The organism is Arthrobacter sp. AOP36-F1-5 (assembly GCF_058137995.1).
In genome coordinates this window covers 2,656,084-2,681,750 of the sequence record NZ_CM176892.1, presented here as the reverse complement: position 1 = coordinate 2,681,750, position 25,667 = coordinate 2,656,084, and the positions used below count along the sequence as shown (strand labels likewise).

The following is a 25,667-nucleotide window of genomic DNA, read 5'->3' as shown; positions in this document are numbered from 1 at the left end:
GGCGATGCAAGCAAAGACCCCGCCATACGTGGTGAAGAACCGCGGTCCGTCACCAGTTCAAGGCGGGGTGGATCGTATGTGAACGATTTTAGCCATTATCCGGCGAAACCCCAAGTGGCCTACCCCACGGTGGTCATACTTGGCCTAGCCGGCGACCCAACAGGTGGTCACTCCACCGGTGACTCCGAGCGATTCGGTGCGCAGGTCAAAGTCCTTGATGATCGTTTCGCGTCCGGTGCCTTCGGTGGCCCCGAACGTGACGGTCTTCCAACCGACGACGGCGTAGGACTCATTCATCACCCGCACATTGCATGAAACGGTGTCACGGGGCTTCTTTTCCAGCTGGATGGTGACGTTGGCGCTCGTGTTTGAGGTGATGTCGAACGCAACATCTTTGCTCGAATAGGGCTTGACGTTCCACCAGGCGACCACGCCTGCGGCGATGATCGCCAGGACGAGGGCCACGGAGATCATGACGGTTTTGCGCCGCCGGGTCAGGCCGCGCTTGGGTGCGCCATAACGATTGGCTACGCTGGACGGTGGCGCGTCGTCCGTTGAAGGAGGGGGCGCCGGCTGCTGGGTGTTCATCCCCACCAGTCTAGGTCTTTTCGCAGGACGGCAAACCGGCCGTCCTGATGGCATTGAGGAGCAGCTCATCGTGGAAGAATCCCGGGTCGTTCCCGTCCCGCCGTCAGAGGGTTTCCGACTTCTGGCTGTCCATGCCCACCCGGATGACGAGTCCAGTAAGGGTGCGGCCATGATGGCCGCCTACGCCCATGCCGGGGCGCGTGTCATGGTGGCCTCCTGCACCGGTGGGGAACGCGGAGACATTCTCAACGCGTCCGCAGGCGAACTGGCCCACGCCCACCGGGATCTGGCGGGCCTGCGTCGCAAGGAAATGGCCGAAGCCGCCGCCGCGTTGGGCATCGAGCACCGGTGGATCGGTTTCGTGGACTCGGGCCTTCCGCAGGGGGACCCGCTGCCACCGCTGCCTTTCGGGTCCTTCGCCACCCAGAGCCTCGAGCGGGCTGCCGCCCCGTTGGTGAAATTGATTCGTGAGTTCCGTCCGCAGGTGATGACCACCTACGACGAAAATGGGGGATACCCGCATCCGGACCACATCATGACCCACCGGGTATCCGTCGAGGCTTTCGAAGCAGCTGCCGATCCCGCCCGCTACCCCGAACTGGGTGAGCCGTGGGAGGTCTCCAAGCTCTACTACGACCGCGCCTTCAGCCCGGACCGTATTCGCACCTTGCACTACGCCATGGTGGAGAACGGCATTGATTCCCCCTACGAAGAGCGGGTCAAGGCCTTCGAAGCGCACCCCGACGAAGAGATGTTCCGCTGGGTCAGCCCGCACGAGACCACGACGCAGATCGCCTGCTCCGACTTCTTTGAAGCCCGTGACCGCGCCTTGGTGGCACACCGGACGCAGATCGACCCGGCGGGCTTCTTCTTTGCCGTTCCCACGTGGGTCTACGAAAAGTATTGGCCCTGGGAGGACTACACGTTGGTCACCTCCCGTGTCGAAGCCCCGACACCCGAAACAGATCTTTTCGCGGGTCTACGCTAAGTCTGCCGTTGTCCGCCTCACGGGTAGACTAGGCGGGCCGGCCAGGGCCGGTACCCACCAAGAAAGAGCAAAAGTGAACCTGTTGTCTTCAGTGCTGGTCGCCGCCAGCTCCGCTCCGGCTGTCCCCACCGGAGATGCCGCCCGTGAGATCGGCCCGGGCTTCGCGGGTTTCGTTGCCACCGCGGCGATGGTGATCGTGGTGATCTTCCTGATCAGGGACATGACACGGCGCATCCGGCGGGTCCGTTATGCCGGAACCGCTGAGGAACGCCAAAACGAATTGGTGGAACGCGGGCGCGAACGCCAGGCGGCCAGCGACGAGTTCCCGCCACGCAGCAACCCGGGCCCCGATGGCAGTATTCATTTCGGCGACGGGACCGAGAACGACGACGACGGCCAGGGCCCGGCCCGCTGATCCGCGGGATCTGGCGTTCCCTCGCAGTTCCGGCCCGGGCGGGAACCAGTGGCCGCCAGCAGGGCCCTCTGCTGGATTGTGTGTTTTGCCACGCTCCGTCTAATATTGCCGAGGCGTGGCCTGCGCCACAATCGCGTCGTGCATTCCGGCGCGCTGTAATTCAGTTGACCGGAGGACCGTCATCAAGTTGCTCAAATCATTCCCGCTGCTCGGTTGGGTCATCATCGCCATCGTCTTGGGAGTCCTGACCGGCCCCGTGATGCCTGCCTGGCTCGGCGGGGTTTTCATGACCTACAACTCGATCTTCTCTGGCTTCCTGGGCTTCATCGTGCCGCTGATTATCCTCGGGCTCGTCATGCCCGCGATCGCCGAACTCGGTAAGGGCGCCGGCAAATGGCTGGGGGTGACGGCGTTGATCGCGTATGGCTCCACGGTGTTGGCTGGACTGCTGGCCTACTTCGTGAGTCGTTGGCTGTTCACCTCGTCGTTGGCGGGCGGGGGCCTGGATACCATCGGCGAAGATTCCGGATCCGGTTTCAGCCCCTACCTCACGGTGGTGGCCAGCGCAGGAGATTCTGCCACGGAAATCGTTCTAGAACCGGTCATCGGTGTCATGAGCGCGCTGGTCCTGGCTTTTATCATCGGCATCGGCCTGACGGCATTCCGCAGCAAGGTGCTGTTCCGTGGAGCCGTCGAGTTCCGCACCATCATCGAGATCGTGATTCGGCGCATCATTGTGCCGGCCCTGCCCCTGTTCATCTTCGGGATCTTCATGGATCTTTCCGCCAGCGGCTCCGCGGTCACGGTCCTCACGAAGTTCCTGCTCGTGGCAGTGGTCTCCTTTGCCTTGACCTTCGTCGTGCTGCTGGCGCAGTACTCGGTGGCCGGCGGAATGGCCGGGGTGAACCCGTTGAAGGCCCTATGGAATATGCGTGACGCGTACTTCACCGCGCTGGGTACCTCCTCGTCGGCGGCGACGATTCCGGTGACCCTGGCCTCGACGAAAAAGAATAACGTCTCCGACTCCATTGCGGGCTTCGTGGTTCCGCTGTGTGCCACCATCCACCTCTCCGGGTCGATGGTGAAGATCACCTGCTTCTCGTTCGCCGTCCTGCTACTCACGGGCGGGGAAACCAGCTTCGGCTCCTACCTGCCGTTCATCCTGATGCTGGGTGTCATGATGATTGCCGCTCCGGGCGTGCCCGGCGGGGCGATCGCCGCGGCTGCCGGGCTGCTCACGCAGATGCTCGGGTTCGGCGAGGCAGAGGTGGGGCTCATGTTCGCCGCCTATATTGCTCTGGACAGCTTCGGCACGGCCACGAATGTGACCGGCGATGGCGCCATCGCGATGATCATGAATAAGCTCACCAGCGGCAACCTTGGCGCGCAGGCACAAGATCCGGCCGACGAGGACGTCGCAGCGGGAGAAGCCCCGGGGGCGACGGCCCACACCCTGGGGTAGCAACCCCTTCCTGCGGTCGGGAAGCGGCATCCGGAAGGCTGCTAAAACCATTCCGGGCACTACTGATCAAGATCAGTAGTGCCCGGAATTCTTTGGTTGCTGGCGTTCCCGCGGGAGCGACGGTGGGGGGCTAGCGGCGGATCATCGACAACCGGTAGGTCTCCGGCCCCTCCTCGACATACTCCACGGCAAACTGACCGGCGGCACGCTGCTCCAGTTGGGCCAAGAGCGGCAACGGGTTGTGGTTGGCGATCAGCAAGATGCCCCGGCCCGGGGCCAAGCCCTCCAACGCACCAAAGATCGTCGCATGGCGGATGGCATGCGGGATGACCCGGGTGTCCAGCTCCGCCAGACCTTCCTCGTCGTGTCCACCGCAGGCACAACCCCCGCCGGCGGGCGCCGAAACAGCTGCGACACCGCCGTCGGACTCCTCCTGGGTTGCGGAGTCCTTTGAGGGGGCGGAAAGATCGGCCAGTACGCGGTTGAGGTCTACCTCCGGGGAGGCGGCCAAGTCCGGAAGAGCCTCCGTGGAAGCCATCTCCAATGCCGTGACCGCAGCCTGCGCCGCAGCACCTGCCCGGCCTTCGGAGGGCTGTTCGGTGAGCCGGGTGGAAGCCGTTGCGGCCGCCGTGGTGGCGTGGTCCAGCAACCGGGCGACCAAGGCGGTATCGGTTTTGTTGCCTGCGGCGGCCAAGCTGCGGGTCAGGGCGCCCAGTCCGGGATCAATATCGGAGGTGAGTGTCCGCTGCAAAGCGGCGGGATCCCCTGACTGGGAGGCCACCTTTGAAGACCACTCGGCCAGTAGTTGACGGATCGATTCGAGCGCGGTGGCCGAGGTCTGCGATGAGGCCAAAGTGAGGTTCTCCACGGTGTTCTCCTGGGTTGACGGGAGGCGAATGGTGCCCTGAGACGAACTTTACTACAATATATTCCGTGGTAAATAATAATCCGAATAACCTCGTCGCCCGGTCAGGGATGGGCCCCCGCCCGGCTGCCGTGGAGGAACCACAAGCCATGTCTCGGGCCCGGCGAGACCTGCTCACCCGGTTGGGTGAATACGGCGGGGCGTGCCCCGTTGATCAGCTCGCACGTTCCTGCGGACAACATCCCAACACCGTTCGCGAGCATCTGGAAGCACTCGTCGAATCCGGTCACGTACAGCGCGCCCCGGCGCCGCAACCGGCTGGTCGAGGTCGCCCGGCTCGGCTCTACCAGGTCGCTGAGCAGGCCACGGCACCGGCGGCCGCCGCCACCCTGGCCTCGGTGCTCGCCGCACAACTGGCGGCACGCCCCGATGCCCCAGCGGAAGGCATCGCGGCAGGCCGTGCCTGGGCCGCAACACTGCGCACCGGGCCACCGGAAGCGATCCCGAATCACCGCCCGAGCGTCCAGGAGGTCAGCGAAAACATCGCCGGCGCACTGACCGAAACCGGGTTCGCCGCCGAACAGTCCGCCGAGGACGCCACGGTGCTGCGCTTGACCCGCTGCCCGTTGCTGGATGCGGCGCGGGAACACCCCGACGTCGTCTGCTCCGTCCACCTCGGATTGGTGCAGGGGCTCCTGGATGACGCAGGTGCCTCCGGAATACGGGCACAACTGCTACCTTTCGCCGCCAGCGACGCGTGCCTGCTGCGGCTGGACCCCCCGAGTGCCTCATGAGCCGTACCACCGCCGTCCCGGTGCGGGGCCGACTGTTCCGCAGTCCAGGCGTCCGGCTGCTGTTCCTCGCACCCGGCGGGGCGGCAATGCTGCTGGGGCTGAACGCCGCGCTGTTCCTGCTGGGACTGCCACATCTGCCGTTCGGCCAGCACCTGGCTGCCAGCCACGGCATGCTCCTGGTCTTCGGATTCATCGGTACCGTCATCGCCCTGGAACGAGCCGTCGCGTGGGGAAGGGCCCCGGGATACCTGGCACCGACGCTGCTAGGGCTCGGAGGCCTGGCCCTGGTGTCGCCCCTGCCACTGGAGGTCGGCAAGACGCTGCTGTTGTTGGGAAGCCTTGGACTCTTGTGGGTCTACATCCCGCTCTGGCGGCGACAACGTGAAGCAGCGGTGCTCATCCAGATTCTCGGGGCGGCTTCCGCCATCGCGGCCACGGCCCTGTGGCTGCGTATTGCCGATACGGCACCGCTACTCCCACTGCTCGTCGTCTTTGTGGTCCTGACCATTGGTGGGGAACGGCTTGAACTAGCACGCATCCACATTGGATCCTCTGCAGCGGAACCCCTTCTGGTCGGGCTGTCGACCCTGCTGTTGGCAGCCGGTATGGGCGCCGTCCTGTGGCCCCGAGCCGGAACGGTGCTGTTCGGTCTCGCCTTGGGGGCTCTGGTGGTGTGGCTGACGGTTTATGACGTCGCCCGACAGACGATCCGCGCCATCGGCCTGCCACGCTACATCGCCTGGTGCCTGCTGGTTGGCTATGGCTGGTTGGCGGTGGCCGCCGCCATCTTCTTGGTGGCCGGACTTCGCGGGGGACCCCCGGGCGGGGCCGGCTATGACGCGGCGACCCATGCGGTGTTCCTGGGCTTCACCTTGTCCATGATCATGGCCCACGCCCCCGTGATCTTGCCCGCCGTGCTGCGCCGGCCCCTGCCCTACCGCCCGGTCCTGATCCTGCCGGCGGTCCTGCTGCATGTCTCTCTCGCGCTGCGGGTCTTCGTCGCCGACGTCCTGGATGACGGGGCGACGCGACAATTCGCCGGCGTGCTGAACATCATCGCCGTCATGCTCTTCGCCGGCCTGGCGGCGGGCCTGGTGATCTCCGGCAGCCGGAGCGCATCACGGACACCAGCTCGACGAAAGGGTTCCGGCACCGCATGAAGATCCCCACAGTCCCCGGGGCATCCTCCCCTGGATCCCGGCCGACCCCCGGGCCGGATCCGGCGCGGTTCTCCCGTGCGCAGTGGCATCTGCGGGCCAATGCCCCGATGCTGTTCTGGCTGATCGCCCTAGCTGTACTGCCCATAGACGTTAGTTAAGCGGCTGATTGGTGGCTGGTTCCCGATTGCAGTGTGGGGCCTGTGGTGATTGTACGCATGGATCCAATCCGGCAGTGCTTCGCGGCGGGTGGCCTCGCTGCCATAGAACCTGGCGTAGGCCCAACCGTCGTTCAGGGTCCGATGGAACCGCTCGATTTTCCCATTGGTCTGGGGCCGGTAAGGGCGGGTCCGCTTGGGCGTGATGGCCAGCTCGGCGCAGGCGTCACGCCAGGCATGCGAGCGGTAGGCGGACCCATTATCAGATAGCACGCGCTCCACGACGACGTCACGGGCAGCGAACCACGCCACGGCCCGTTCCAGTACCGCGATGGCCGTTACCGACTTCTCATCATCATGAATCTCGGCATAGGCGATACGCGAGTGATCATCGATGACCGTGTGCACGAAGGCGGTTCCCATTTTCGGGGTGTGGTTCGCATTGCGGGGCTTGTCCGGGGTTGCTGCACGGTTCTTGTCTCCGGCCTGCCGGCCCACGAACCGGTGCCCGCCGCCGTCGGGAATATTGCCGAATTTGGTGACGTCCACGTGGATCATCGATCCCGGATAGGGGTGCTCATAGCGGCGGATTTTCTCACCGGTGACCCGGTCGATATAGCGCAGCCTGTTGATCCGGCAACGTACCAGCACTGCGTGCACCGTCGAGGCAGCCAGGCCCAGCCGGTAGGCGATCTGGACGGGCCCCAAGCGCTTGCGCCAGCGCAGTGCCACGATTTGTTTGACCGCTGCCTGCGGGGTGCGTGCAGGACTTGTCCGGGGTCTGCTGGGCTTGTCGGCCATCCCGGCCGCGCCGTGGGCTCGGTAGCGGTCGGCCCAGCGTTTGGCGGTGGGCCAGGAGACCATGAACATTTTCGCTGCGGTGGAGACGCTCCACTGCTGGTCAACGATGAGCTTGGCGATTCTCAGACGTGCTTTGGGGGTCAGGGCTGCATTAGCGTGGGACATGAAGGCCTCCTGTTTGTGAAGTGGTTTCTTAGACAGCTCCACTCCACATCGGGGGGCCTTCGTCATCCCATCAATTCAGACCGTGTCGTCGCACGAGTTCAACCAACGTTGCTGGGCAGTACACCTAGCGGTCGTCGTCGCGGCCCACCGGTTCCTTCCGGTGGCGACCTGGTTGATGGTGCACCTGCTCCTGCTGGGCGCGATCGGCAACGCCATCATGGTCTGGAGTTCGCATTTTGCCCAGGCACTGCTCCGGGGCCCGGATCATGGTCGCGTCTATCTGGCCTGGAGGCTGGTCGGGCTGAATGCCGGGGTGATCGCCACCGTCGTCGGCATGGTCGCCAACCTCTGGGTGCTGGTACTGAGCGGGAGCATCCTGGTCGGCGCCGCCTTCGCCCTGCACGGGATCTCCTTCGCCGTGCGGGCCAGCAAGGCCTTGCCCTCGCGTTTCGGCGCCACGGTGAATTACTACATCGCCGCCAGCTGGTTATTGCCCGTTGGTGCGGCGCTCGGTGCCCTGCTGGCCGCCGGGTACGGCGGCGAGATCCGTCAGCGGCTCCTGGTCGCCCATGCGGTGATCAACGTCCTGGGGTTCGTGGGGCTAACCGTTTTGGGCACCTTGGCGACCCTGTTACCGACCATGCTGCGGACCCGGGTGGCCGAGGGGGCGGAATCGGCGGTGCGCCACGGTTGGCTCCCGCTGCTGGGCGGCGTCGCCGTGGCAGGGGCAGGGTCGGGCCTGGGGTGGATGTGGTTGGTTGCCGCCGGCTTGGTGATCTACGTCGGGGGGATCATCCATTCGGCGCTTCCGGTGATCCGGGGGATCCTGGGCAAACCACCGACGGACTTTGCTCCACTCTCCGCGGGCGCCTCCCTGCTGTGGCTGACCGGTTCGGTGGCGGTCCTGGCCGTGATGGCCGGGAGGGGGCCCTCGTGGGAGACGCTGTACGAGCAGGTCCAGTCGGTGGTCCCGGCGCTCGCTGCAGGTTTTGCGTCTCAGGTACTCCTCGGGGCGCTGAGCTATTTGCTGCCGGTGGTCCTCGGTGGGGGACCCGCGGTGTTCAAGGTCCGCGCAGCTGTGTTCAACTCAGCAGCCGGGGCCCGACTGGTCTTGTTGAATCTCGGTCTGGGAGTGGCGCTGCTGCCCGTGCCGAGCTGGGTCAAGGTCACCACAGCCACCCTGGTGCTCGTGGCCCTGGTGTGGTTCTTGATCCTGGTGCTCAAGGGCCTCCGCGCAGGAAAGGCCTCCCCGGTCGCCCCGCAAGAAGTAGCTGGCAGTGAGCAGCCCGGGAAACGGTTGATGATGAGCGCGGTGGCCGGGCTGACCGGCGTCGTCCTGGCTGTTGCCCTCGGGATCGTCGCCGACCCGGCAGCTGCAGGAGTAGGGGCCAGTGCCACCACCGAGGGGGAGTCAGGTGCCGGGTCGGCCCAGCAGGGGCCTGCGGCCACGGGGGACACCACCCACGTGCAGATGTCGATGAAGGATATGCGCTTCACCCCCGACACTGTTCATGTTCCCGTAGGGGACCGGCTGGTCATTGACGTGGTGAATCAGGACGATAGGGGCCACGACCTGCTGACGGCCAACGGTGCCGCCTCGGGCAGGGTGGCTCCCGGAGCCCATCGAAAGGTCGACGCCGGGGTGATCACCGCCGATACCGAAGGCTGGTGTTCGCTGGCCGGACATCGGCAGATGGGCATGGTGTTCACCATCATTGCCGATGGTGCGCAGGACTCTGCCGCGGCGGACTCGGAGCCCCTGAAGGGGATGGACTCGAAGGACCATGGCGGCCACGGAGGCTCAGCTGAGGACGCATCGGGCACCGCCGGGAACCCGGCAGCAGGGTTCGACCCGATGCGCGCCCCCGGCCAGGTGTTCGTCGCCCGCGATGCCCGGTTGCCGGCAGCCTCGCAGGCCCCCACGCATCACTACACCCTGACCGCCCAGGGCACCGAACGTGATGTCGGCGCCGACTATGCGCAAACGCTCTGGACCTATAACGGCACGGCCCCGGGGCCGACGCTCCGAGGCACAGTGGGGGACAAATTCCGCATCACGTTGCGCAACGAGGGGACCACCGGGCACTCCATCGACTTTCACGCCGGAGCACTGGCACCGGACCGGCCCATGCGGACCATCGAGCCGGGAGAGGAGCTGACCTACACGTTCACCGCCACCCGTGCTGGCGCCTGGCTCTACCACTGCTCCACGATGCCCATGTCCTTGCACATCGCCAACGGCATGTTCGGTGCGGTGATCATCGACCCGCCCGATCTGGCCCCCGTGGACCATGAATTCATCATGGTCCAGAACGAGTTGTACCTCGGGAAACCGGGCGGGACGGCTGAGCAGACAAAAATCGATGCCGAAACCCCCGACGCGGTGGTCTTCAACGGGTACGCATCCCAGTACGCCTTTGACCCCCTCCACGTGAAAGTGGGCGAGCGGGCGCGATTCTGGGTTGTGGCGGCCGGACCGAACCGGGGCTCGGCATTCCACGTGATCGGCGGCCAATTCGACACCACCTATCGGGAGGGACGTTACCTCCTGGATGGTTCGGACCCCCATGCCGGGTCCCAGACCCTGGACATCGGGGTGGCGCAGGGCGGCTTCGCGGAACTCGAATTCACCGAGGCGGGGAACTATCCGTTTGTTTCCCACTCCATGGTCGACGCCGAACGCGGCGCCCGGGGCATCATCAAGGTGACCCGCTAGCCGGTGCTCTGCTGGCAGAACTCGCAGATCCGGGGTTAGGCCTTGATGCTTTCGCGTTCCGCGCCCACAGCTGCAGGGGTCTCGCGCGTCTTTCGCGGGATGAGTGCGGCAAAGAGTGCAGCCAATAAGGCAGCACCGATTGAGAAGGCGAAGGTGACGCGGAAGCCTTCGAGGGTGGGGACCTGCGCCGCACCCAGTGACATGGTCATACTGGCCAGAACCACGCCCATGACCGCTGCCGCTGCCGAGGAACCCACAGAACGCATCAGGGCGTTCAAGCCATTGGCTGCCCCGGTATCGGTCAGCGGGACGGCGCCCATGATCAGGGCAGGCATGGCAGCGTAGGCCAGTCCGATGCCGCCGCCGACGATGATGGAGGCCACGAGGATCTGCCAGGTTTCGGAGATCAGGAAGAACGCCATCACATACCCCAAAGCGATGACCAAAGACCCGAGGATCAGCGTGGCCTTGGGCCCGTAGCGTGCCGAAAGGCGGGCCGAGACCGGGGAGAGGAGCATCATGACGAACCCACCGGGCGTTAGCACCAGCCCCGCCATGACCATAGAGTGACCCAAACCATAACCGGTCCCTGCCGGAGCCATCAGCAACTGCGTGAAGGTCAGGCTCATGGCGTACATGGCAAACCCGACGGTCATCGAGGCGAGGTTCGTGAACAGGACCTGTGGACGGGCCGAGACGCGAAGATCGACCAACGGTGCCTTGACCCGAAGCTGGTAGAGACCCCAGAGGACCAGGATGATCGCCGCAGCAGCAAAGAACCCCAGCGTCAGTGGGCTGGTCCAGCCCCAGTCGCTGCCCTTGGTGATGGGCAACAGCAGCGAGACCAGGCCGGCGGCCAATCCAGCGGCTCCTACGGCATCAAAGCGGGCGGGGGTCCGTACCGCGGATTCGGGCAGGAGCGTGGCTACCAGGGTCAAGCACAGGGCGCCGAGGCCGGCAGCGGTCCAGAATAAGACGTGCCAATCGGCGACCTGGGCAATGAAGGCCGAGAAGGGCAGGCCGATGGCGCCGCCGACGCCCATCGTGGCGCTCATCGTCGCAATGGCTGCCCCGACCCTCGCCGGAGGCAATTCATCGCGCAGGATGCTGATACCCAAGGGGATGGCCCCCATGGCCAGCCCCTGCAGAACCCGACCCGCGAGCATCACTTCCAGCGTGCTGGTCAAGGCGCAGAGCACCGAGCCGGCAACCATGAGGGCCAGCGAAATGATGAGCATGCGGCGTTTGCCGAACATATCGCCCAACCGTCCGGCGATGGGAGTGACTACGGCGCCGGCGAGCAGGGTGGCGGTGATGATCCAGGCCGCGTCGGAGGCCGAGGTGTCCAACATGGTGGGCAATTGTGGAATCAGCGGGACCACGAGGGTCTGCATTAAGGAGACCACGATGCCCACGAAGGCCAGGATGGTGACCGCGACCCGCGGGGAGGGTGGCCGGTGCGTGGATAGAGCGGGAGTGGAAGTCATGGGGCTCGCTAACTGGATGGGGTGATACGCCGAACTATGCTTGTGCACCATACATGAGAAGTGTAGAGCACATATCTTTTGCATAATGCATATCGTTGTATAGTGGATTCCTGCGGAAAGACAATCAGAGGGAGAAGAATGACGGAAGACACTGATGCTCTGCAGGAGATGCAGTACGAACTCATGCTGTTTTTCCGGTATCAGTTGCGTCCGCACCATAAGAGCAGTCCGACCCTTGAGCGTTCCGCTTATGTGTTGCTCAACCGGCTTGAGCGCTCCGAGCCGATGACGCTCAAGGAGCTCTCCCAGGCCCTGCGGCTTGATGCCTCGACGATCCACCGCCAGGTCGGTGCACTGATACGTCACGAGCATGTGGCCTACGTGCCCGGTGTCGCGGGTGAGGTGGCCCGCCGTATCGCCCCGACCGAGGCGGGGATCGAGGCGCTACTGGAAACGCGCCGGTCGTACGAGCAGGGATTGCGTGATGTCGTGGCCGACTGGCCGCAGGAGAAGCAGCGCGCTTTTTCGGGTTTGCTGCGCGACTTCAATGAGAACGTCGAGCGCATCGAAGAGGCCCCGTGGCCGCGGGGGCGATGAGGGGCCGGCGCGCCGGCCGCCTCGGCTAGCTGTACTGCCCAAGTAGGTTGGTTGAACTCGTGCCACGACACGATATGAATTAATGGGATGAAGAAGGCCCCTTGATGTGGAGTGGAGCTGTCTAAGAAACCGCTTCACAAACAGGAGGCCTTCATGTCCCACGCTAATGCAGCCTTGACCCCGAAAGCACGTCTGAGACTTGCCAGGCTCATCGTCGACGATCGCTGGAGCGTGTCCACCGCGGCGAAGATGTTCATGGTCTCCTGGCCTACGGCCAAACGCTGGGCAGAGCGCTACCGGGTCCACGGCCCGGCAGCAATGGCCGACAAAACCAGTCGGCCCAGGACGTGCCCGGCACGCACCAGGCAGGCCATGGTGAAGAAGATCGTTGCCCTGCGCTGGCGAAAACGATTGGGCCCGGTCCAGATCGCCTACCGGCTGGGACTACCTGCCTCGACCGTGCACGCGGTGCTGGTCCGCTGCCACATCAACCGGTTGCGTTATATCGACCGGGTCACCGGCGAGCCGATCCGCCGCTATGAACATCCTTATCCCGGATCCATGATCCACGTGGACGTCACCAAGTTTGGGAACATCCCCGACGGTGGAGGGCACCGATACGTAGGCCGAAAGGCAGGGGACAAAAACCGTGCGGCGACCCCGGACAAGCCCCGCAATGCGACCTACAACCCGAAAATGGGTACCGCGTTCGTACATACCGTGATCGATGACCACTCCCGCATCGCTTACGCCGAGATCCACGATGATGAGAAGGCCGTCACGGCCATCGCCGTGCTGGGGAGGGCCGTGGCCTGGTTCGCGGACAGGGACGTCACCGTGGAGCGGGTGCTATCCGATAACGGTTCCGCCTATCGCTCACATGCCTGGCGCGATGCCTGCGGGGGGCTGGGGATCAAGCCCAAGAGGACCAGGCCCTACCGGCCCCAGACCAATGGCAAGATCGAACGGTTCCACCGGACCTTGAGCGACGGGTGGGCCTACGCCAAGTTCTACGGCGACGAGGCCACCCGTCGAGACGCGTTGCCGGCCTGGATTCATGAATATAATCACCACAGGCCCCATACCGCTATCGGGAACCAGCCACCCATCAATCGTTTAACTAACGTCCCTGATCAGTACAGCTAGCGGACCGCCAACATGGCCATCATGATGGCGATGTAGTGACAAGCGAATCCGCCGACCGTGAAGGCGTGGAAGAGCTCGTGGAAGCCGAACCATTCGAGGTGGATGTTCGGACGTTTGAGGGCGTAGAACACGGCGCCTGCGATATAGAGTGCGCCACCGGCGCAGAGCAGGACTGCTGCCGGGATGCTGGCGGCAAAGAAGTCGCCGATGTAGATCAGGCAGGCCAGTCCCAAAGCGATGTAGACCGGGGTGTATAACCAGCGGGGTGCGTCGGTCCAGAATAAGCGGAAGGCGACACCGAGGATCGCTCCGATCCAGACCAGCCACAGCAAGAAGGTGGCTTTCGCCTCCGGAAGCAGCGCCCAGGCCAGGGGCGTATACGAGCCGGCAATGACCAGCATGATGTTGGTGTGGTCCAGCCGCTTGAGAACCCGTTTGACCTTCGGGGACCAATTTCCGCGATGGTACACAGCAGAAATGGTGAACAGAAGCAGTCCCGTTGCGGCGTATACCGCCGCAGAAACCTTACCCCCGGTCCCGGGGGCCAACACCACGAGGACGATGCCTGCTGCCAGTGCCAAGGGTGCGGTCCCCGCGTGGATCCAGCCGCGTAAATGCGGTTTGATCTCATCCAACGGGGCCATGCTGGGGGATGACTGCGACATGGTCCGATACTACCGGAGAGTAATAAAGTGGGTGGCGGGGAAGCCGGCTTCTTCAGGCGTGCCGCTCAACACCGTGGCGGCCCAACCGGTAGCCTAGAGTCGCGGCAACCAAGCAGCGTTGATCCGTGCTGGCCGAGCGACTGGAAGGGGACGACGTGCGGTTGCCCGAAGTCCTTTACCGTCTTTACGGCAAAGTGCTCAAGAAGGATATTCCTACAGAGAAGCTGCCCGGGCATATCGGGATGGTCGTGGATGGGAACCGGCGGTGGGCCAAGCTCGCCGGAGCACCGACAGTGCACGGTCACCAGGCAGGTGCCGATAACATCGTTGAGTTCCTGGGGTGGTGCCGTGAACTGAAGATCCCCACCGTCACTCTCTACATGCTCTCCACCGACAACATGAGCCGGTCAAACGATGAGCTGGACGACCTGATGGGCATCATCGCCAATATGCTGGACCGGCTCGCCGAGCAACACGACCTGTGTGTTCAGCCCATGGGTGCCTATGACGAACTACCCGACTATCTCTCGAATAAACTCCACGCCCTCGCCGAATCCTCGCAAAACGCTTCGGGACTGCATGTGAACATCGCCATCGGCTACGGGGGGCGTGCCGAAATCGTGGACGCCGTCAAGGAGCTGTTATCCGATGCCGATGCTGCAGGAACCTCCCTGGCCGAGGTGGCCCGCGGGCTGGAAGTCGAAGACATCTCCCGCTACCTCTACACCCGTGGCCAGCCCGACCCCGATCTGGTGATCCGCACCTCGGGAGAACAACGACTCTCGGGTTTCCTGACGTGGCAGAGCGCCTATAGCGAATTCTATTTCTGCGAAGCCCTGTGGCCCGATTTCCGGAAAGTCGATTTCCTGCGCGCCCTCCGTGATTTCACGGACCGCCAACGCCGCTTCGGGAGCTGAGGCGTTCACCTCCGGGCCACCGGGCATTCGCTCACCGGGCGGCGTGTCTTGGGCCACAAGACATGTCTGCGGGCTAGCTTGAAGACATCGGCAGGCACTACCGCCGGCCGAGACGGAAAGGCCACCGAGCGTTGAGACACACGGTCAACGACGGGAGGCCGGATTCGGCCTCAAGGCTGGACCGGACCACCCGCAGAACGGTTACCTAGGGGCGCAACGCCCCTGTTGGGAGTCATCGTGGCAGTCGAAATCCAGTCCAGCAACGTCGTGGCGGACGAGATCGGCAGGACGGGCCCGACTCCCGCCGCCGGCTTGGCCCACGCCACCCCCGCAGCGACCCCGGTGACGAGTGCCCGGCAAAGTATCGGAGAGAAATCCTACGTTCTGGACACCTCGGTCCTGATCGCCGACCCACGGGCCGTCCTGCGATTCGCCGAACATGAGGTCATCGTTCCCATCGTGGTGATCAGCGAATTGGAAAAGAAACGCCATGATCCCGACGTCGGCTTCTTCGCCCGCAAAGCCTTGCGTCTCCTCGATGAGCTCCGCGTCGAACGTGGAGGCCTGAACCGCCCGCTGCCGATCGGGAATGACGGGGGCTCCTTGCGGATTGAGCTGAACCACGTGTCCACCGAGGTGCTTCCGGTGGGGTTCCGGGCCGGTGACAACGACTCACGCATTCTGGCGGTGGCCAAGAACTTCTTCGATGAGGGCCGCGATGTCACGGTGGTGTCGAAGGACCTTCCCATGCGGGTGAAAGCCTCGGCAATGGGCCTGCAGGCCGATGAGTACCGGAACGGGTTGGTGCTTGATTCGGGGTGGACCGGAACCGCCGAACTAGATGTGGCCGATACCGATGTGGAGGAGTTGTATAACCACGAGCCGGTGTTGGTCGCCGAGGCGGCCGAGATGCCGGTCAACACCGGCTTGATCCTGCTCTCCAACCGCGGCTCGGCCCTTGGCCGGGTCGGAGAGGACGGGCTGGTCCGCCTGGTGAAGGGCGATCGCGACGTCTTTGGCCTGCATGGCCGGTCAGCTGAGCAACGGCTGGCGATCGACCTGCTGATGGATCGGGAGGTCGGGATCGTCTCCCTGGGCGGCCGGGCCGGAACCGGGAAATCAGCCCTCGCCCTCTGCGCGGGACTCGAAGCCGTGATGGAACGAGGCGAGCATAAGAAAGTGGTGGTCTTCCGGCCCCTGTATGCCGTCGGCGGCCAGGAGCTCGGCTACCTGCCCGGCTCCGAAGACGACAAGATGAACCCGTGGGGACAGGCGGTCTTCGACACCCTGGGCGCGCTCGTCTCCAAGAATGTCATGGACGAGGTCGTCGACCGCGGACTACTCGAGGTCCTGCCGCTGACCCATATCCGCGGCAGGTCCCTGCACGATTCGTTCGTCATCGTCGATGAGGCGCAGTCCTTGGAGAAGAACGTGCTGCTGACCGTGATGAGTCGGATCGGACAAAACTCCAAGATCGTACTGACCCACGATGTGGCTCAACGCGACAACCTGAGGGTGGGCCGGCACGACGGCGTTGCTGCCGTGGTCGAAACGCTCAAGGGGCATCCCTTATTCGGGCATATCACCCTGACCCGGTCCGAACGTTCAGCCATCGCGGCGCTGGTTACCGACATGCTCGAGGAATCGGGGGCATAGCTCTTCGCCTCTGATAGAGATCAAGAGTGACACCACCCACGATCCTGGGCCCGACGGGCCGGGCCGCGACGCACCGCGAAAGGATGTCGTGCCGGTCGGCCCCGGTTCCCGGATGCGTCTGAATGCCGCAGTGCGGTTCGTTGCCTTTTTTGGGGGGCAGCACTCATCTTCCTGGTCCTGTTCACCCTGTTGGCGGTCCTCCTTGGCGGCGTCGACTCATTCAGCAGACCCGACGGCGTGGGCCCTTCCATCGTCATGATGATGGCGGTGACCTGCGCCCATGGGGTGGTCGTTCTCGGGGTGGAACGGCGCTTCGTGCCTGATGAAATCGCTCCCGGCGTTGGCCCGGACTGGCCGTGGGGGCCCTCTGGGGGCTGCCGGGCTGCTGGCCGCCTACGGTCTCATCAGGGTCCTGGGCGGTTATCGGCTCCTGGCCCCTGCCGGGGTGGGTGTCCCGGGGATCTTGGAACTCATGCTGGCCGCCGGGCTGGGAGCTGCGGTGACCGAGGAGCTGGTGTTCCGGGGGATGGGCCTTCGCCTGCTGGAAGAATTCGCCGGCACGTGGACGGCGTCGTGGTGTCCGGGCGGGTGTTCGGAATGTTCCACCTAACGAACCCCGATGCGACGCTCTGGGCGGGAATCGCTATTGCCATCGGGGCGGGCCTGCTTTTGGGGGTGTCATACGCCTTGACGCGTTCCCTGTGGGTGGTGATCGGCTACCACATGCTGTGGAACATCGTGCATGGCCCCGTATTGGGTGTTCCGATCTCGGGCACCGGAAAGGCGTCCTCGATATGGCATACGGGCCTCACGGGCCCCGAGTGGTTGACCGGAGGTTCCTTCGGGCTCGAGGCCAGTGTCGTGACGGTTATCCTGCTGCTGGCAGCGACCGTCGTCCTCGCCCTCATGCTCCGACGCCGCGGGGGAGTGGCGGCCCCCCGGGCTGGAGGCGTGGCCGGTGAGCTACACGCCGCCTCGGCTGGCCTGCGGTCCACGGATGATCCAGGGGATATGGTCCCGGACATCGGTCAGGTTCATTGAATGCTCCACGAACAGGTCATCGAGCATGTACTCGTTGACGGCGTGGATGCGGATGTCGTGTCCGTTGCCCTGAACCGGTCCGTCCAAGGCCTCCGTATACACACAAACTGCCGTTTGGAGGTCGATACGCAGCCGGGTCCTTCCGGCCTCCAACAGCGGGAACCCGTCCGTTTCCGGGGTGTAGGTGACATTGGGTGAGACCACGGCTTCCAGCGCTGCCCGCCCCGCATGGCGGGTTTCGTTCAATTCATGGATTTCCACGACGTTGGACAACGGGAATTCCAGCGGAACCGGGGCACTGCCGGCCAATTCCACGGGATCGAGCATGGCGGACCAGCGGGCATCCCCGAAGACCGGGTCACCATAATCTGCTTCCGGGCGGCGGGCAATCAGCCCGTCGTCGTCGTAGACAGGTGTCACCAGACGTGGTGGCAGCAGCCAGGAACTGCGGTTGCCCGTGATGTAGAAGGCATCGCGGGACGCGTGGATCGATGTGGTGCTGAACAGCAGTTCGGAGGACTCATCTTCGACCCGTAGGGCGTCCGGACGGCGCAACCAGGCACGGATCCGCGGGATGGCTTCGGGGATGACCTCCTCTTCACGCTCAATATCGGCCGGCGCGGAAAGGGCGTCCAGGGGAGTGTGGTCCTCCTGCAATTTGACCGGTGCGGTCGGGCCCGCCGTGGGGCTGGCGGTGAACCATTCCACGTCGAACCGCAGGGTCCTCCACCGCCAGGGCGAAGACCTACAGAGTCGGCGGAAAGCTGCGGCATCCTCTCGGGAGACCGCCGAGGGGCCAGGTGGCGGCGGGGTGGTCGGAGGAATAGTCATACTCCACAGTCTAAACAGCCGTGGCCTCACCCTGTCGTGGGCTGCGCTAGCGTTGAGCCATGATCGCTGCGATTCAGGAACTGCGTGACAACGCGCCGGTGGCCTTCGTCCCGCTGGTCCTGGCGTTGCTGCTGTTCGTGATCAACGGGGCACGTTTGACGTGGATCGACGCCCGAACGCATCTGTTGCCCAACCGGATCATTCTGCCGTGGTACGTGTTCGCTCTCGTCCTGCTCGGGGCGGCGCTGCTGCTGGCCGGGGATGGGGCAGGGCTGTTGCGGACCTTTCTGGGCGGCGCCATCCTCTTCAGCTTCTATCTCCTCCTGCACATGGTCCAGCCGCGAGGCATGGGACTAGGAGACGTGAAACTTGCCGGCATCATGGGACTGTATTTAGGGTATTTGAGCTGGTCCCATTTGCTGTGGGGCACCGTGGCGACTTTCCTGCTCGGCGGATTGGCCTCCTTGGTGTTCATTATTTTGCGCCGTGCGGGTCTGAAAACATCGCTGGCTTTCGGCCCCTACCTGGTCATCGGTACGTTGGCGGCCCTCTTCGTGGCAGGCTAGGGACATGCCAACCCCGGAATTCATTCTGTCCCTGCGCGAGAAAATTGGTCATGATGCCCTCTGGCTACCGGGGGTCAAGGCCGTGGTGCATCGCCAAGATGGTGCCCTCCTGCTGGTCAAGCGTGCCGATAACGGCAGGTGGACCCTTCCCGCAGGAATCATGGAGCCCGGTGAGGAACCAGCGGCCACTGCCGTCAGGGAGGTCCTGGAAGAAACTGGTGTCGTGGTCGCCGTCGAACGGCTGTCCGGAATCGGAACCACCGACCCGTTGACCTACCCCAACGGCGACCGCGCACAATACCTCGACGTCGTGTTCTCCTGTCGTTATCTCTCAGGAGAAGCCCGAGTAAACGACGATGAGAACACCGAGGTCGCCTGGTTTTCCGACGCAGAGCGTCCACCTTTGCCGCCCAAACACCAGCGGGCCGTGGACTGGGCGCGGGACCGGGACCCGTCCGCACGCTTCCTCAGTTGAACCCGGGAGTTCCCTGGCCGGAACGGGCCGGGCCGCTCAGGCCCCCAGCTTCCGGGCGAACGCCGCCTGCCGCTTGCGGCCGTAGGCGACCATCAGCGGTGCCAGGCCCACGGCGAACCGGGGGAACGTATCAAAGAGCCTCACCTGGCCTCCGCGCCAGCGTGGCCACGCGGTAACGGGCCGCGGTTTATCCACGACGCGTAGGACCACATCCGCGACCTCGCCCGGGTGGAGGAGCTTGCCGGTAAAGGAAAGGGCTGCACCGGGATCATCGAGTTTGTCATGGAGCATCGGAGTCCACATCCCGTCGGGACAGACGCAACTAATATCTACGCCCTTGACCCCCGCAGCCCGCAAATCGGCCAGCGCCGAAACGCTGAAGCCCAGGACCGCGTGCTTCGAAGCCGCATAGATCCCTTCCCCGGGGACCCCGACCAGGCCGGCCAAGGATGCGACGTTGACGATCAGGCCGGCATTGGCCGGACGCATCAACCCCAGTGCTGCCAGGGTGCCGTTGATGGTCCCGGCGGCGTTGACTTCCAAAACCAGACGCCGCTGGCGTTCGTCCTGGTCCCAGACGGGACCGGTAAAGAAGGCCCCGGCATTATTGACCCAGAGAGATAAAGAACCTGCTCGAGACCGGGCGGCCTCGGCGGCCGCTGAGCAAGCGGCAGCGTCGCGGACATCCAAGGCGGAGGCTAAGGCCTGCCGTTCGGCGGGCAACGATGATTCAGCATTGATATTCGCCGCCACGGCTTCGGCCTGCTGGAGATCGACGTCGGTGACCTGGAGGGTGAACCCAGCCCGCGCCAACCGCAACGCGATCTGCCGTCCCAGGCCCCCACCGGCACCGGTAATGACCGCTCCACCGCGGTCGGTTGGACTGCTGCCTGAAGGCCGCCGGTGTGCTTTCTGAGGTGTCATGCGGTCACCCCCTGATGAATGCGCAATCGTGCTACGGATTGACTGGCACGGGCCGAGCCACGACGCCGTTCTCGTTCGAGGTCCCAGAGGTAGCTGTCGAAATCGACTTCCATCGTGTGCCGGGCCGAGGCGTAGAAACGACGGGCATTGCGCTGCTGCTCGCGTTCCATCTGTGTGCGGATAGTGGCCTCGGGCGGTGCCAGGTAGCTTTCGGTCAGCATTTCCGTCACCCAGAGCGACTGCGCCTCGGCCAAGGGCATCACTGCGCCGATGGGCTGGAGTAGGCCGATGAAGAACAGCCCTGGATGATCAGGGTGCACGGTGCGCTTCCACAACGGCAACTCGTTGCCCGCCGGGTTGACCAAGTCCTCCGATAAGAAGGGGAACCGGACCCGGTAGCCGGTCGCCCAGATGATCAGATCCGCGGCTGTCGCGGACCCGTCGGTGAACACCACCTGGTCGCCATGGAGTCGTTCAATGCCTGGCTTCGGCGTCACGGCCCCCACCTTCAGCATCCGACGAATCTGTTCCGATTGGACGGGATGTGATTGGTCCGGAGCATGTGTGGGGCGAGGCAATCCGAGTCGCGTGGTGCTGCCGGAGAGAATCGATGCCAGTCGCAGCCTGGCCCGGGTGGCCCACCATGGCAGCCATTGAGGCAAAACCAATTGGTCCGAAGCCCGGCCGAGGAAGTACTTGCGCAGCACCCACTGGCCGCGGCGTTGGGACAGGACGGCGCTGTGGGCGACCCTGCCGGCTTCGGAAGCGATATCCAAGGCCGAGTTCCCAGCGCCAACGACCACGACATTCCTCTCCTTGAGCTGTTCTGCCGAGCGGTAGTCGTGGGCGTGTAATTGTTCGCCGGCAAAATTCCCGGGATAGGCGGGTTCGGGCCAGCGGGCGTCCCAGTGGTGCCCGTTGGCGACGAGGACAGCATCATAATGGTGTTCCTCCGTCCCGTCGGGACCGGTGATGGCGACCTTCCAGCCACCATTTTCAGGGACGACCTCGTCCACGCGGGTGTTGAAGCGGATCCTTTCACGAAAACCGAAGTGGTCCACGTAGGCCTCGAAATAGTCGGCCACCTGGTCGTGACGGGCATAAGCGGGGTAGTCGGCTGGCATCGGGAAATCAGAAAAGGCCATGCGCGGGCACGATGTGTTGATTTCCAGTGTTTCGTAGCAGGCGGACTGGCCGTTGGGGTTCGCGAAGACCCAATTTCCGCCGACGACACTGCCCTGTTCGAAGCAATCGACGGGCACAGCGGCCTGGTGCAGCGCCTTCACGGCAGCCAAGCCCGAAGACCCGGCCCCAATAACGCAGGTGCGCGGCAGGGAGACGTCCGTGGGAATCGGCGTGGTGACGGCGGGGGCTCGATCGCGTTCCTTGACGAAATAAGACATGTGACGATCCTTACATTGGAAAGAGAGATTTTCAATAAAATGAGAACGGAAGTGAAGTTCAATGCCTGTGGCAGAGTGGATTCCGTGAAGACTGGAGAAACTGCGGTGGAGCAAAACGCTGTGCCCGTGAACGAGCGGAGGTGGCGAGGGGTATCCCGCCCACAGCGGGACGCCGTCCGCCGAGAGAAGCTTCTAGAAGCCGGGGTGCAGCTCTTCGGAACCCAGGGGTACGCCGCGACCACGGTCCAGGGTTTATGTCGCGAAGCCGGGGTCTCGTCCCGTTCGTTCTACGAATACTTTTCAGGGCGCGAGGAAGTCCTCGAAACTATTTATCGTGAAGCGACCCAGGCGATCGAACAACGAGTGATGACCCTGCAGATCGAAGCAAATGACACGGCGTATGGAATGATCCGCCGCGGAGTCCAAGCTGGGGTCGGTCCCATGCTCGATGACGAACGCCTTGGTCTGGTGCTCGAGATCGAAGCCGTGGGTGTTTCGCCGGAATTGGAGTCGTCGCGGCGGCAGATGATTGCCGGGATTGCCCGGGCCATGGATGCCATGATGCTCGAATTGATTCGCCGCGGGCTGATCCCCGAGTCCCCGACGGGGCTGATTGGATTGATGGCTGTCGGCGGCATGACCGAGGCCCTCGTGGCCCATTTGAACACCCCGGCCGCCCAGCGCCTGTCGACGTCTGCGTTCGTGGACGAGCTGGCGCGCGTGATCACCCGGATGGCCGGTGGATGGCCCACCCATGGTGTTGCCTCTGCTCCGCCACTAGGCTGACGTTAGGGAAGCCGCCATCGATGTCGGTGGCCCGGAGCGAAGGGGATACGCATGGGAACCGAGCAATACCACGAACCGCCAGCCGAGTTATCGGCCGAAACCCGGACCTTTGCCCGAATGTGCACGAACCTCACCGAGGAAGCCGAAGCCATCGGATGGTACGAGCAGCGGATATCCCTCGAACCTGATCCGGTAGCCAGGGCCATCATGGAGAACTCCCTAGGCGAGGAGTTCAAGCACTTCTGCATGGAGCTGGAATACCTCTTCAGGGCAACTCCGAAATGGGGGCAGATCGCCCGGGGAATCCTCTTCCAGGAGGGGGACATCGTCGACAACGGGGAAGCGGCCGAGGAAGCCGCCGACTCAGATCCCACTGGAACCGCCGAATCTGGGCAGACAACACCTCTGGGGTCATCCGATGGTTCCCTGGGGATCGGCTCGTTGAAAGGAACCGCATCATGACCACCAATCACTTGCTCCGCGAGCTGGCACCCATCACCGCTACCGGCTGGAAACTCCTCGACGAGGAAGCACGGGATCGTCTGACCACGACACTGGGCGCCCGCAAACTCATCGACTTCTCGGGCCCCTTCGGGTGGGATTATTCCGCAACGAACTTGGGGCGCACCGAACGCCTGGCCGGTTCCGATGACGATCCGATTATTTCGAGGCGCCGCCGGGTCTTGCCGTTGGCCGAGATGCAAGTGCCCTTTTCGGTTTCCCGCGACGAACTATTGGATGGAGAGCGCGGGGCAGCCGACGTGGACCTGTCCAACCTCGACATGGCTGCGCTGCAGATGGCCAGTGCCGAAAACCAGGCGGTATTCCATGGGTGGCGGCAGGCACAGATCACCGGGATCACCCAGGCCACATCGCTGCCGACCGTCCCGCGGGTGGAGCACTTCTCTGACTACCCCAAGCGGGTGGCTCAGGCGGTTGACCAATTATTGGAAGAGGGCATCTCGGGACCCTTCGGGCTCGCCTTGGGCCCCGGGCACTATACGGCGGTCGTGCAGTCCACCGAACGGGGTGGCTACCTGCTCTCCGAACATCTGCGAAAGATCCTCGATGGACCGATCGTCTGGGCCCCGGGCGTCAAGGGCGCCGTGGTCATGAGCCTGCGCGGTGGAGATTTCCTCTTCGAATCCGGGCAGGATCTATCCATCGGATACAGCCACCACGATGCCCATGACGTCCATCTCTATCTCGAACAGAGCTTTAGTTTCCGGGTGGCGACCCCGGAAGCGGCAGTGCACCTGACGTCCAGTAGCGAGCCCTCCCAGCGCAGTCGCTAGTTCGAGTTCTCCGACTCGGCGTCGGGAACTGCAGGGGCTGAGGTGCCGGCTGACTTCTTCGCCGCGCGCAACTGGGCTTCCAACTCCAGCGCCTCCTCACCTGAGACCGCTTCGCCCCGGGCCACCATTCCCGACGTGTGGGACAGCGGGACCTGCTTCAGGAGGAGTGCCAGGACAAAGGCAATGAGGATGAAGGGGATCAGGTACCAGAAGACCGGTGCCAGCGAATCGGCATAGGCCGTCACGATGCCGTCCTGCAATGCCTGCGGGAGCTTGTCCAAGACCGAGGGGTCCAGCGTGGCAGTGGCCTGCCCGGCGTCGGAGGCCGAAGCTCCCGCCCCGGTGAAGACCGCGGTGAGCTTCTCCGTGAGGTTGTTGGTGAAGATCGCTCCGAAGATCGCCACACCCAAGGCGGCGCCGACCTCACGGAAATAGTTGTTGGTACTGGTGGCGGTGCCGACCATCTCCGCGGGAACGGCGTTCTGCACCACGAGGACGACCACCTGCATGATCAGGCCCAGGCCGGCCCCGAAAACCAGCAGGAATACGCAGATCAACCACAGCGGGGTATCGGCGGAGAGCGTCGTCATGGCGAGCATGGCAGCAGCTGTGGTGAGCGTACCTGCGATGGGGTAGGCCCTGTATTTGCCGGACCTGGAAATTGCGAGGCCGGACCAGATGGAGGTGCCCATCAGGCCGACCATCATCGGAAGCATCAGCAGGCCGGATACTGCCGCAGAGGTTCCGGAGGACATCTGCAAGAACGTGGGGACGAAAGCGATGGCAGCGAACATGCCCAGGCCCAAAGTGAAGCCGATGGCCGTGGCCGTGACGAACACCCGGTTGCGGAACAGTGCGAGGGGGATGATCGGATCAGTGGCCCGCAGCTCGGCGAAAACGAAGGCCGCCGCTGCCACCAGCAACCCAGTTCCCCACATCCACGTGGACACTGCGGACCAGCCGTGGTTGGCACTGCCGCCGAAGTCGGTGAAGAAGATCAGGCAGGTCGTGGCGATGGACAGGAAGACGACGCCGGCGATGTCGATGGCTTTTGTTGCCTTCTTATTGGGCAGGGTCAGCGCGAACCAGGCGACTGCGAAGGCGGCGATGCCGATCGGGATGTTGATGTAGAAGGCCCACTGCCAGGTCAGGTGGTCGACGAAGAAGCCGCCCAGCAAAGGCCCCGCGACTGCCGAGAGGCCGAAGATCCCGCCCAAAGGGCCCATGTACTTCCCGCGCTCCGAGGCCGGGATGATGTCGGCGATGATGGCTTGCGAAAGGATCATCAGGCCACCGCCGCCGAGCCCTTGGAGGGCGCGGAAGAAGACGAAGATCCAGAAGGTTCCCGCAAAGGCGGCACCCACTGAGGCCAGCGTGAACAGCGCAATCGCGATCAAAAAGAGATTGCGGCGGCCGAGCACGTCGCCGAACTTGCCGTAGATGGGCATGACGATCGTGGTGGCCAGCAGATAGGCGGTGGTGATCCAGGCCTGATGCTCGACTCCTCCGAGCTCGCCGACGATCGTGGGCATCGCGGTGGAGACGATCGTCTGGTCGAGGCTGGAGAGCAGCATGCCGGCAATAAGCGCCGAGAAGATGATCCAGATGCGGCGTTGGGTCAGCGCGATCAGGCCGGGGGACTGCGGCGGCGCGGTAGTGCTCATGGTGGTTCCTAGAAGGTCAGGGCTCGAGGGAGTGTCCGCGGAGCCGAAAATGAGGAAAAGGGGTGATGCGAAGTGCGCGGACAGGAGCCGGCATGATCCGGGGCC

24 protein-coding genes and 1 pseudogene are annotated in these 25,667 nt (G+C 64.1%); 16 read left to right on the top strand and 9 right to left on the bottom strand.

All coding sequences use genetic code 11. The features are described from left to right. Nucleotides 1-144: 144 nt before the first annotated feature. Complete coding sequence (locus AC3ZI9_RS12200; RefSeq protein WP_489923630.1) at nt 145-588, bottom strand: DUF4307 domain-containing protein; 444 nt, start codon at nt 586-588, stop codon at nt 145-147. Between the two features lie 70 nt (nt 589-658). On the opposite strand from AC3ZI9_RS12200, the gene mca reads away from it, so the two are divergent. From mca to AC3ZI9_RS12185, 3 genes are all read left to right on the top strand, one after another. Further along, entirely contained in the window at nt 659-1,576 is a 918-nt protein-coding gene (gene mca / locus AC3ZI9_RS12195; protein WP_441379824.1) for a mycothiol conjugate amidase Mca, read from the top strand. A gap of 82 nt (nt 1,577-1,658) precedes the next feature. Beyond that, complete coding sequence (locus tag AC3ZI9_RS12190; protein ID WP_143413271.1) at nt 1,659-1,991, top strand: hypothetical protein; 333 nt, start codon at nt 1,659-1,661, stop codon at nt 1,989-1,991. Nucleotides 1,992-2,172: 181 nt separating this feature from the next. Continuing rightward, entirely contained in the window at nt 2,173-3,453 is a 1,281-nt protein-coding gene (locus tag AC3ZI9_RS12185) for a dicarboxylate/amino acid:cation symporter (RefSeq protein ID WP_096223404.1), read from the top strand. 130 nt (nt 3,454-3,583) lie between these two features. On the opposite strand, the gene AC3ZI9_RS12180 is transcribed toward AC3ZI9_RS12185, so the two are convergent. After that, the gene (locus AC3ZI9_RS12180; RefSeq protein WP_443397491.1) at nt 3,584-4,321 is read right to left on the bottom strand and encodes a DUF2249 domain-containing protein; all 738 of its coding nucleotides are present in this window, start codon (nt 4,319-4,321) and stop codon (nt 3,584-3,586) included. Between the two features lie 65 nt (nt 4,322-4,386). On the opposite strand from AC3ZI9_RS12180, the gene AC3ZI9_RS12175 reads away from it, so the two are divergent. Both AC3ZI9_RS12175 and AC3ZI9_RS12170 read left to right on the top strand, forming a co-directional pair. After that, nucleotides 4,387-5,112, top strand: coding sequence for a helix-turn-helix transcriptional regulator (locus AC3ZI9_RS12175; RefSeq protein ID WP_441379826.1), 726 nt, complete (start codon nt 4,387-4,389; stop codon nt 5,110-5,112). Further along, on the top strand, nt 5,109-6,272 hold the full coding sequence (locus tag AC3ZI9_RS12170; protein WP_444561573.1) for a DUF8744 domain-containing protein: 1,164 nt from the start codon (nt 5,109-5,111) through the stop codon (nt 6,270-6,272). The genes AC3ZI9_RS12175 and AC3ZI9_RS12170 overlap by 4 nt, the downstream gene beginning before the upstream one ends. 128 nt (nt 6,273-6,400) lie before the next feature. On the opposite strand, the gene AC3ZI9_RS12165 is transcribed toward AC3ZI9_RS12170, so the two are convergent. Next, nucleotides 6,401-7,393, bottom strand: a complete 993-nt coding sequence (locus tag AC3ZI9_RS12165; protein ID WP_489923586.1) for an IS481 family transposase — start codon at nt 7,391-7,393, stop codon at nt 6,401-6,403. An 82-nt stretch (nt 7,394-7,475) separates the two neighbouring features. On the opposite strand from AC3ZI9_RS12165, the gene AC3ZI9_RS12160 reads away from it, so the two are divergent. Beyond that, entirely contained in the window at nt 7,476-10,109 is a 2,634-nt protein-coding gene (locus AC3ZI9_RS12160) for a multicopper oxidase domain-containing protein (RefSeq protein ID WP_489923629.1), read from the top strand. Between the two features lie 35 nt (nt 10,110-10,144). Here AC3ZI9_RS12160 and AC3ZI9_RS12155 read toward each other — a convergent pair whose 3' ends face one another. Further along, nucleotides 10,145-11,596 carry an MFS transporter gene (locus tag AC3ZI9_RS12155; RefSeq protein WP_443383987.1) on the bottom strand — a complete coding sequence of 484 codons (1,452 nt, stop codon included), beginning with the start codon at nt 11,594-11,596 and terminating at the stop codon, nt 10,145-10,147. Nucleotides 11,597-11,734: 138 nt separating this feature from the next. Here AC3ZI9_RS12155 and AC3ZI9_RS12150 point away from each other — a divergent pair, with 138 nt between their 5' ends. After that, a complete protein-coding gene (locus AC3ZI9_RS12150; RefSeq protein ID WP_096223338.1) occupies nt 11,735-12,193 on the top strand; it encodes a MarR family winged helix-turn-helix transcriptional regulator in 459 nt (152 codons plus the stop codon). 153 nt (nt 12,194-12,346) lie between these two features. Continuing rightward, nucleotides 12,347-13,339, top strand: coding sequence for an IS481 family transposase (locus tag AC3ZI9_RS12145; protein ID WP_443390082.1), 993 nt, complete (start codon nt 12,347-12,349; stop codon nt 13,337-13,339). Here AC3ZI9_RS12145 and trhA read toward each other — a convergent pair. After that, on the bottom strand, nt 13,336-13,983 hold the full coding sequence (gene trhA / locus AC3ZI9_RS12140; RefSeq protein ID WP_087000441.1) for a PAQR family membrane homeostasis protein TrhA: 648 nt from the start codon (nt 13,981-13,983) through the stop codon (nt 13,336-13,338). The genes AC3ZI9_RS12145 and trhA overlap by 4 nt on opposite strands. A gap of 176 nt (nt 13,984-14,159) precedes the next feature. Between trhA and AC3ZI9_RS12135 the strand changes: the two genes are divergently transcribed. The 3 genes and pseudogenes from AC3ZI9_RS12135 (at nt 14,160) to AC3ZI9_RS12125 (ending at nt 17,618) form a co-directional block, all read left to right on the top strand. After that, the gene (locus AC3ZI9_RS12135; RefSeq protein ID WP_087000645.1) at nt 14,160-14,921 is read left to right on the top strand and encodes an isoprenyl transferase; all 762 of its coding nucleotides are present in this window, start codon (nt 14,160-14,162) and stop codon (nt 14,919-14,921) included. A 342-nt stretch (nt 14,922-15,263) separates the two neighbouring features. Next, nucleotides 15,264-16,577: an RNA 5'-3' helicase PhoH2 gene (gene phoH2 / locus AC3ZI9_RS12130; protein WP_443383996.1), complete on the top strand. Its 1,314-nt coding sequence runs from the start codon at nt 15,264-15,266 to the stop codon at nt 16,575-16,577. Nucleotides 16,578-16,857: 280 nt separating this feature from the next. Beyond that, a pseudogene (locus AC3ZI9_RS12125) lies at nt 16,858-17,618 on the top strand (CPBP family intramembrane glutamic endopeptidase). On the opposite strand, the gene AC3ZI9_RS12120 reads toward AC3ZI9_RS12125, so the two are convergent. Continuing rightward, nucleotides 17,541-18,449 carry a hypothetical protein gene (locus tag AC3ZI9_RS12120; RefSeq protein ID WP_087000445.1) on the bottom strand — a complete coding sequence of 303 codons (909 nt, stop codon included), beginning with the start codon at nt 18,447-18,449 and terminating at the stop codon, nt 17,541-17,543. The pseudogene AC3ZI9_RS12125 and the gene AC3ZI9_RS12120 overlap by 78 nt on opposite strands. Before the next feature lie 59 nt (nt 18,450-18,508). Between AC3ZI9_RS12120 and AC3ZI9_RS12115 the strand changes: the two genes are divergently transcribed. After that, nucleotides 18,509-19,015 carry a prepilin peptidase gene (locus AC3ZI9_RS12115; protein ID WP_443383989.1) on the top strand — a complete coding sequence of 169 codons (507 nt, stop codon included), beginning with the start codon at nt 18,509-18,511 and terminating at the stop codon, nt 19,013-19,015. A gap of 4 nt (nt 19,016-19,019) precedes the next feature. Then, nucleotides 19,020-19,490, top strand: a complete 471-nt coding sequence (locus tag AC3ZI9_RS12110) for an NUDIX hydrolase (RefSeq protein WP_443383990.1) — start codon at nt 19,020-19,022, stop codon at nt 19,488-19,490. 36 nt (nt 19,491-19,526) lie between these two features. Here AC3ZI9_RS12110 and AC3ZI9_RS12105 read toward each other — a convergent pair whose 3' ends face one another. Then, complete coding sequence (locus AC3ZI9_RS12105) at nt 19,527-20,414, bottom strand: SDR family NAD(P)-dependent oxidoreductase (protein ID WP_443383991.1); 888 nt, start codon at nt 20,412-20,414, stop codon at nt 19,527-19,529. Next, on the bottom strand, nt 20,411-21,817 hold the full coding sequence (locus tag AC3ZI9_RS12100; RefSeq protein ID WP_489923628.1) for a flavin-containing monooxygenase: 1,407 nt from the start codon (nt 21,815-21,817) through the stop codon (nt 20,411-20,413). The genes AC3ZI9_RS12105 and AC3ZI9_RS12100 overlap by 4 nt, the downstream gene beginning before the upstream one ends. Between AC3ZI9_RS12100 and AC3ZI9_RS12095 the strand changes: the two genes are divergently transcribed. The 3 genes from AC3ZI9_RS12095 to AC3ZI9_RS12085 are packed head-to-tail and all read left to right on the top strand — an operon-like array spanning nt 21,818 to nt 23,898. Then, nucleotides 21,818-22,603, top strand: a complete 786-nt coding sequence (locus AC3ZI9_RS12095; protein ID WP_489923627.1) for a TetR/AcrR family transcriptional regulator — start codon at nt 21,818-21,820, stop codon at nt 22,601-22,603. 51 nt (nt 22,604-22,654) lie between these two features. Continuing rightward, on the top strand, nt 22,655-23,065 hold the full coding sequence (locus tag AC3ZI9_RS12090; protein WP_087000457.1) for a ferritin family protein: 411 nt from the start codon (nt 22,655-22,657) through the stop codon (nt 23,063-23,065). Then, nucleotides 23,062-23,898 carry a family 1 encapsulin nanocompartment shell protein gene (locus tag AC3ZI9_RS12085; protein ID WP_087000459.1) on the top strand — a complete coding sequence of 279 codons (837 nt, stop codon included), beginning with the start codon at nt 23,062-23,064 and terminating at the stop codon, nt 23,896-23,898. Before AC3ZI9_RS12090 ends, AC3ZI9_RS12085 begins: the two co-directional genes overlap by 4 nt. On the opposite strand, the gene AC3ZI9_RS12080 is transcribed toward AC3ZI9_RS12085, so the two are convergent. Further along, nucleotides 23,895-25,562, bottom strand: coding sequence for an MDR family MFS transporter (locus AC3ZI9_RS12080; protein WP_443413579.1), 1,668 nt, complete (start codon nt 25,560-25,562; stop codon nt 23,895-23,897). The two genes, AC3ZI9_RS12085 and AC3ZI9_RS12080, sit on opposite strands and share 4 nt — an antisense overlap. Nucleotides 25,563-25,667: the final 105 nt, after the last annotated feature.

Bases quoted from the DNA above. Each gene is read 5' to 3' on its own strand.
- AC3ZI9_RS12200 (WP_489923630.1), bottom strand. From the start codon at position 588: ATGAACACCCAGCAGCCGGCGCCCCCTCCTTCAACGGACGACGCGCCA.
- AC3ZI9_RS12090 (WP_087000457.1), top strand. From the start codon at position 22,655: ATGGGAACCGAGCAATACCACGAACCGCCAGCCGAGTTATCGGCCGAA.
- AC3ZI9_RS12080 (WP_443413579.1), bottom strand. From the start codon at position 25,562: ATGAGCACTACCGCGCCGCCGCAGTCCCCCGGCCTGATCGCGCTGACC.
- AC3ZI9_RS12100 (WP_489923628.1), bottom strand. From the start codon at position 21,817: ATGTCTTATTTCGTCAAGGAACGCGATCGAGCCCCCGCCGTCACCACG.
- AC3ZI9_RS12145 (WP_443390082.1), top strand. From the start codon at position 12,347: ATGTCCCACGCTAATGCAGCCTTGACCCCGAAAGCACGTCTGAGACTT.
- AC3ZI9_RS12150 (WP_096223338.1), top strand. From the start codon at position 11,735: ATGACGGAAGACACTGATGCTCTGCAGGAGATGCAGTACGAACTCATG.
- AC3ZI9_RS12115 (WP_443383989.1), top strand. From the start codon at position 18,509: ATGATCGCTGCGATTCAGGAACTGCGTGACAACGCGCCGGTGGCCTTC.
- AC3ZI9_RS12105 (WP_443383991.1), bottom strand. From the start codon at position 20,414: ATGACACCTCAGAAAGCACACCGGCGGCCTTCAGGCAGCAGTCCAACC.
- AC3ZI9_RS12155 (WP_443383987.1), bottom strand. From the start codon at position 11,596: ATGACTTCCACTCCCGCTCTATCCACGCACCGGCCACCCTCCCCGCGG.
- AC3ZI9_RS12165 (WP_489923586.1), bottom strand. From the start codon at position 7,393: ATGTCCCACGCTAATGCAGCCCTGACCCCCAAAGCACGTCTGAGAATC.
- AC3ZI9_RS12110 (WP_443383990.1), top strand. From the start codon at position 19,020: ATGCCAACCCCGGAATTCATTCTGTCCCTGCGCGAGAAAATTGGTCAT.
- AC3ZI9_RS12170 (WP_444561573.1), top strand. From the start codon at position 5,109: ATGAGCCGTACCACCGCCGTCCCGGTGCGGGGCCGACTGTTCCGCAGT.
- trhA (WP_087000441.1), bottom strand. From the start codon at position 13,983: ATGGCCCCGTTGGATGAGATCAAACCGCATTTACGCGGCTGGATCCAC.
- AC3ZI9_RS12120 (WP_087000445.1), bottom strand. From the start codon at position 18,449: ATGACTATTCCTCCGACCACCCCGCCGCCACCTGGCCCCTCGGCGGTC.
- AC3ZI9_RS12085 (WP_087000459.1), top strand. From the start codon at position 23,062: ATGACCACCAATCACTTGCTCCGCGAGCTGGCACCCATCACCGCTACC.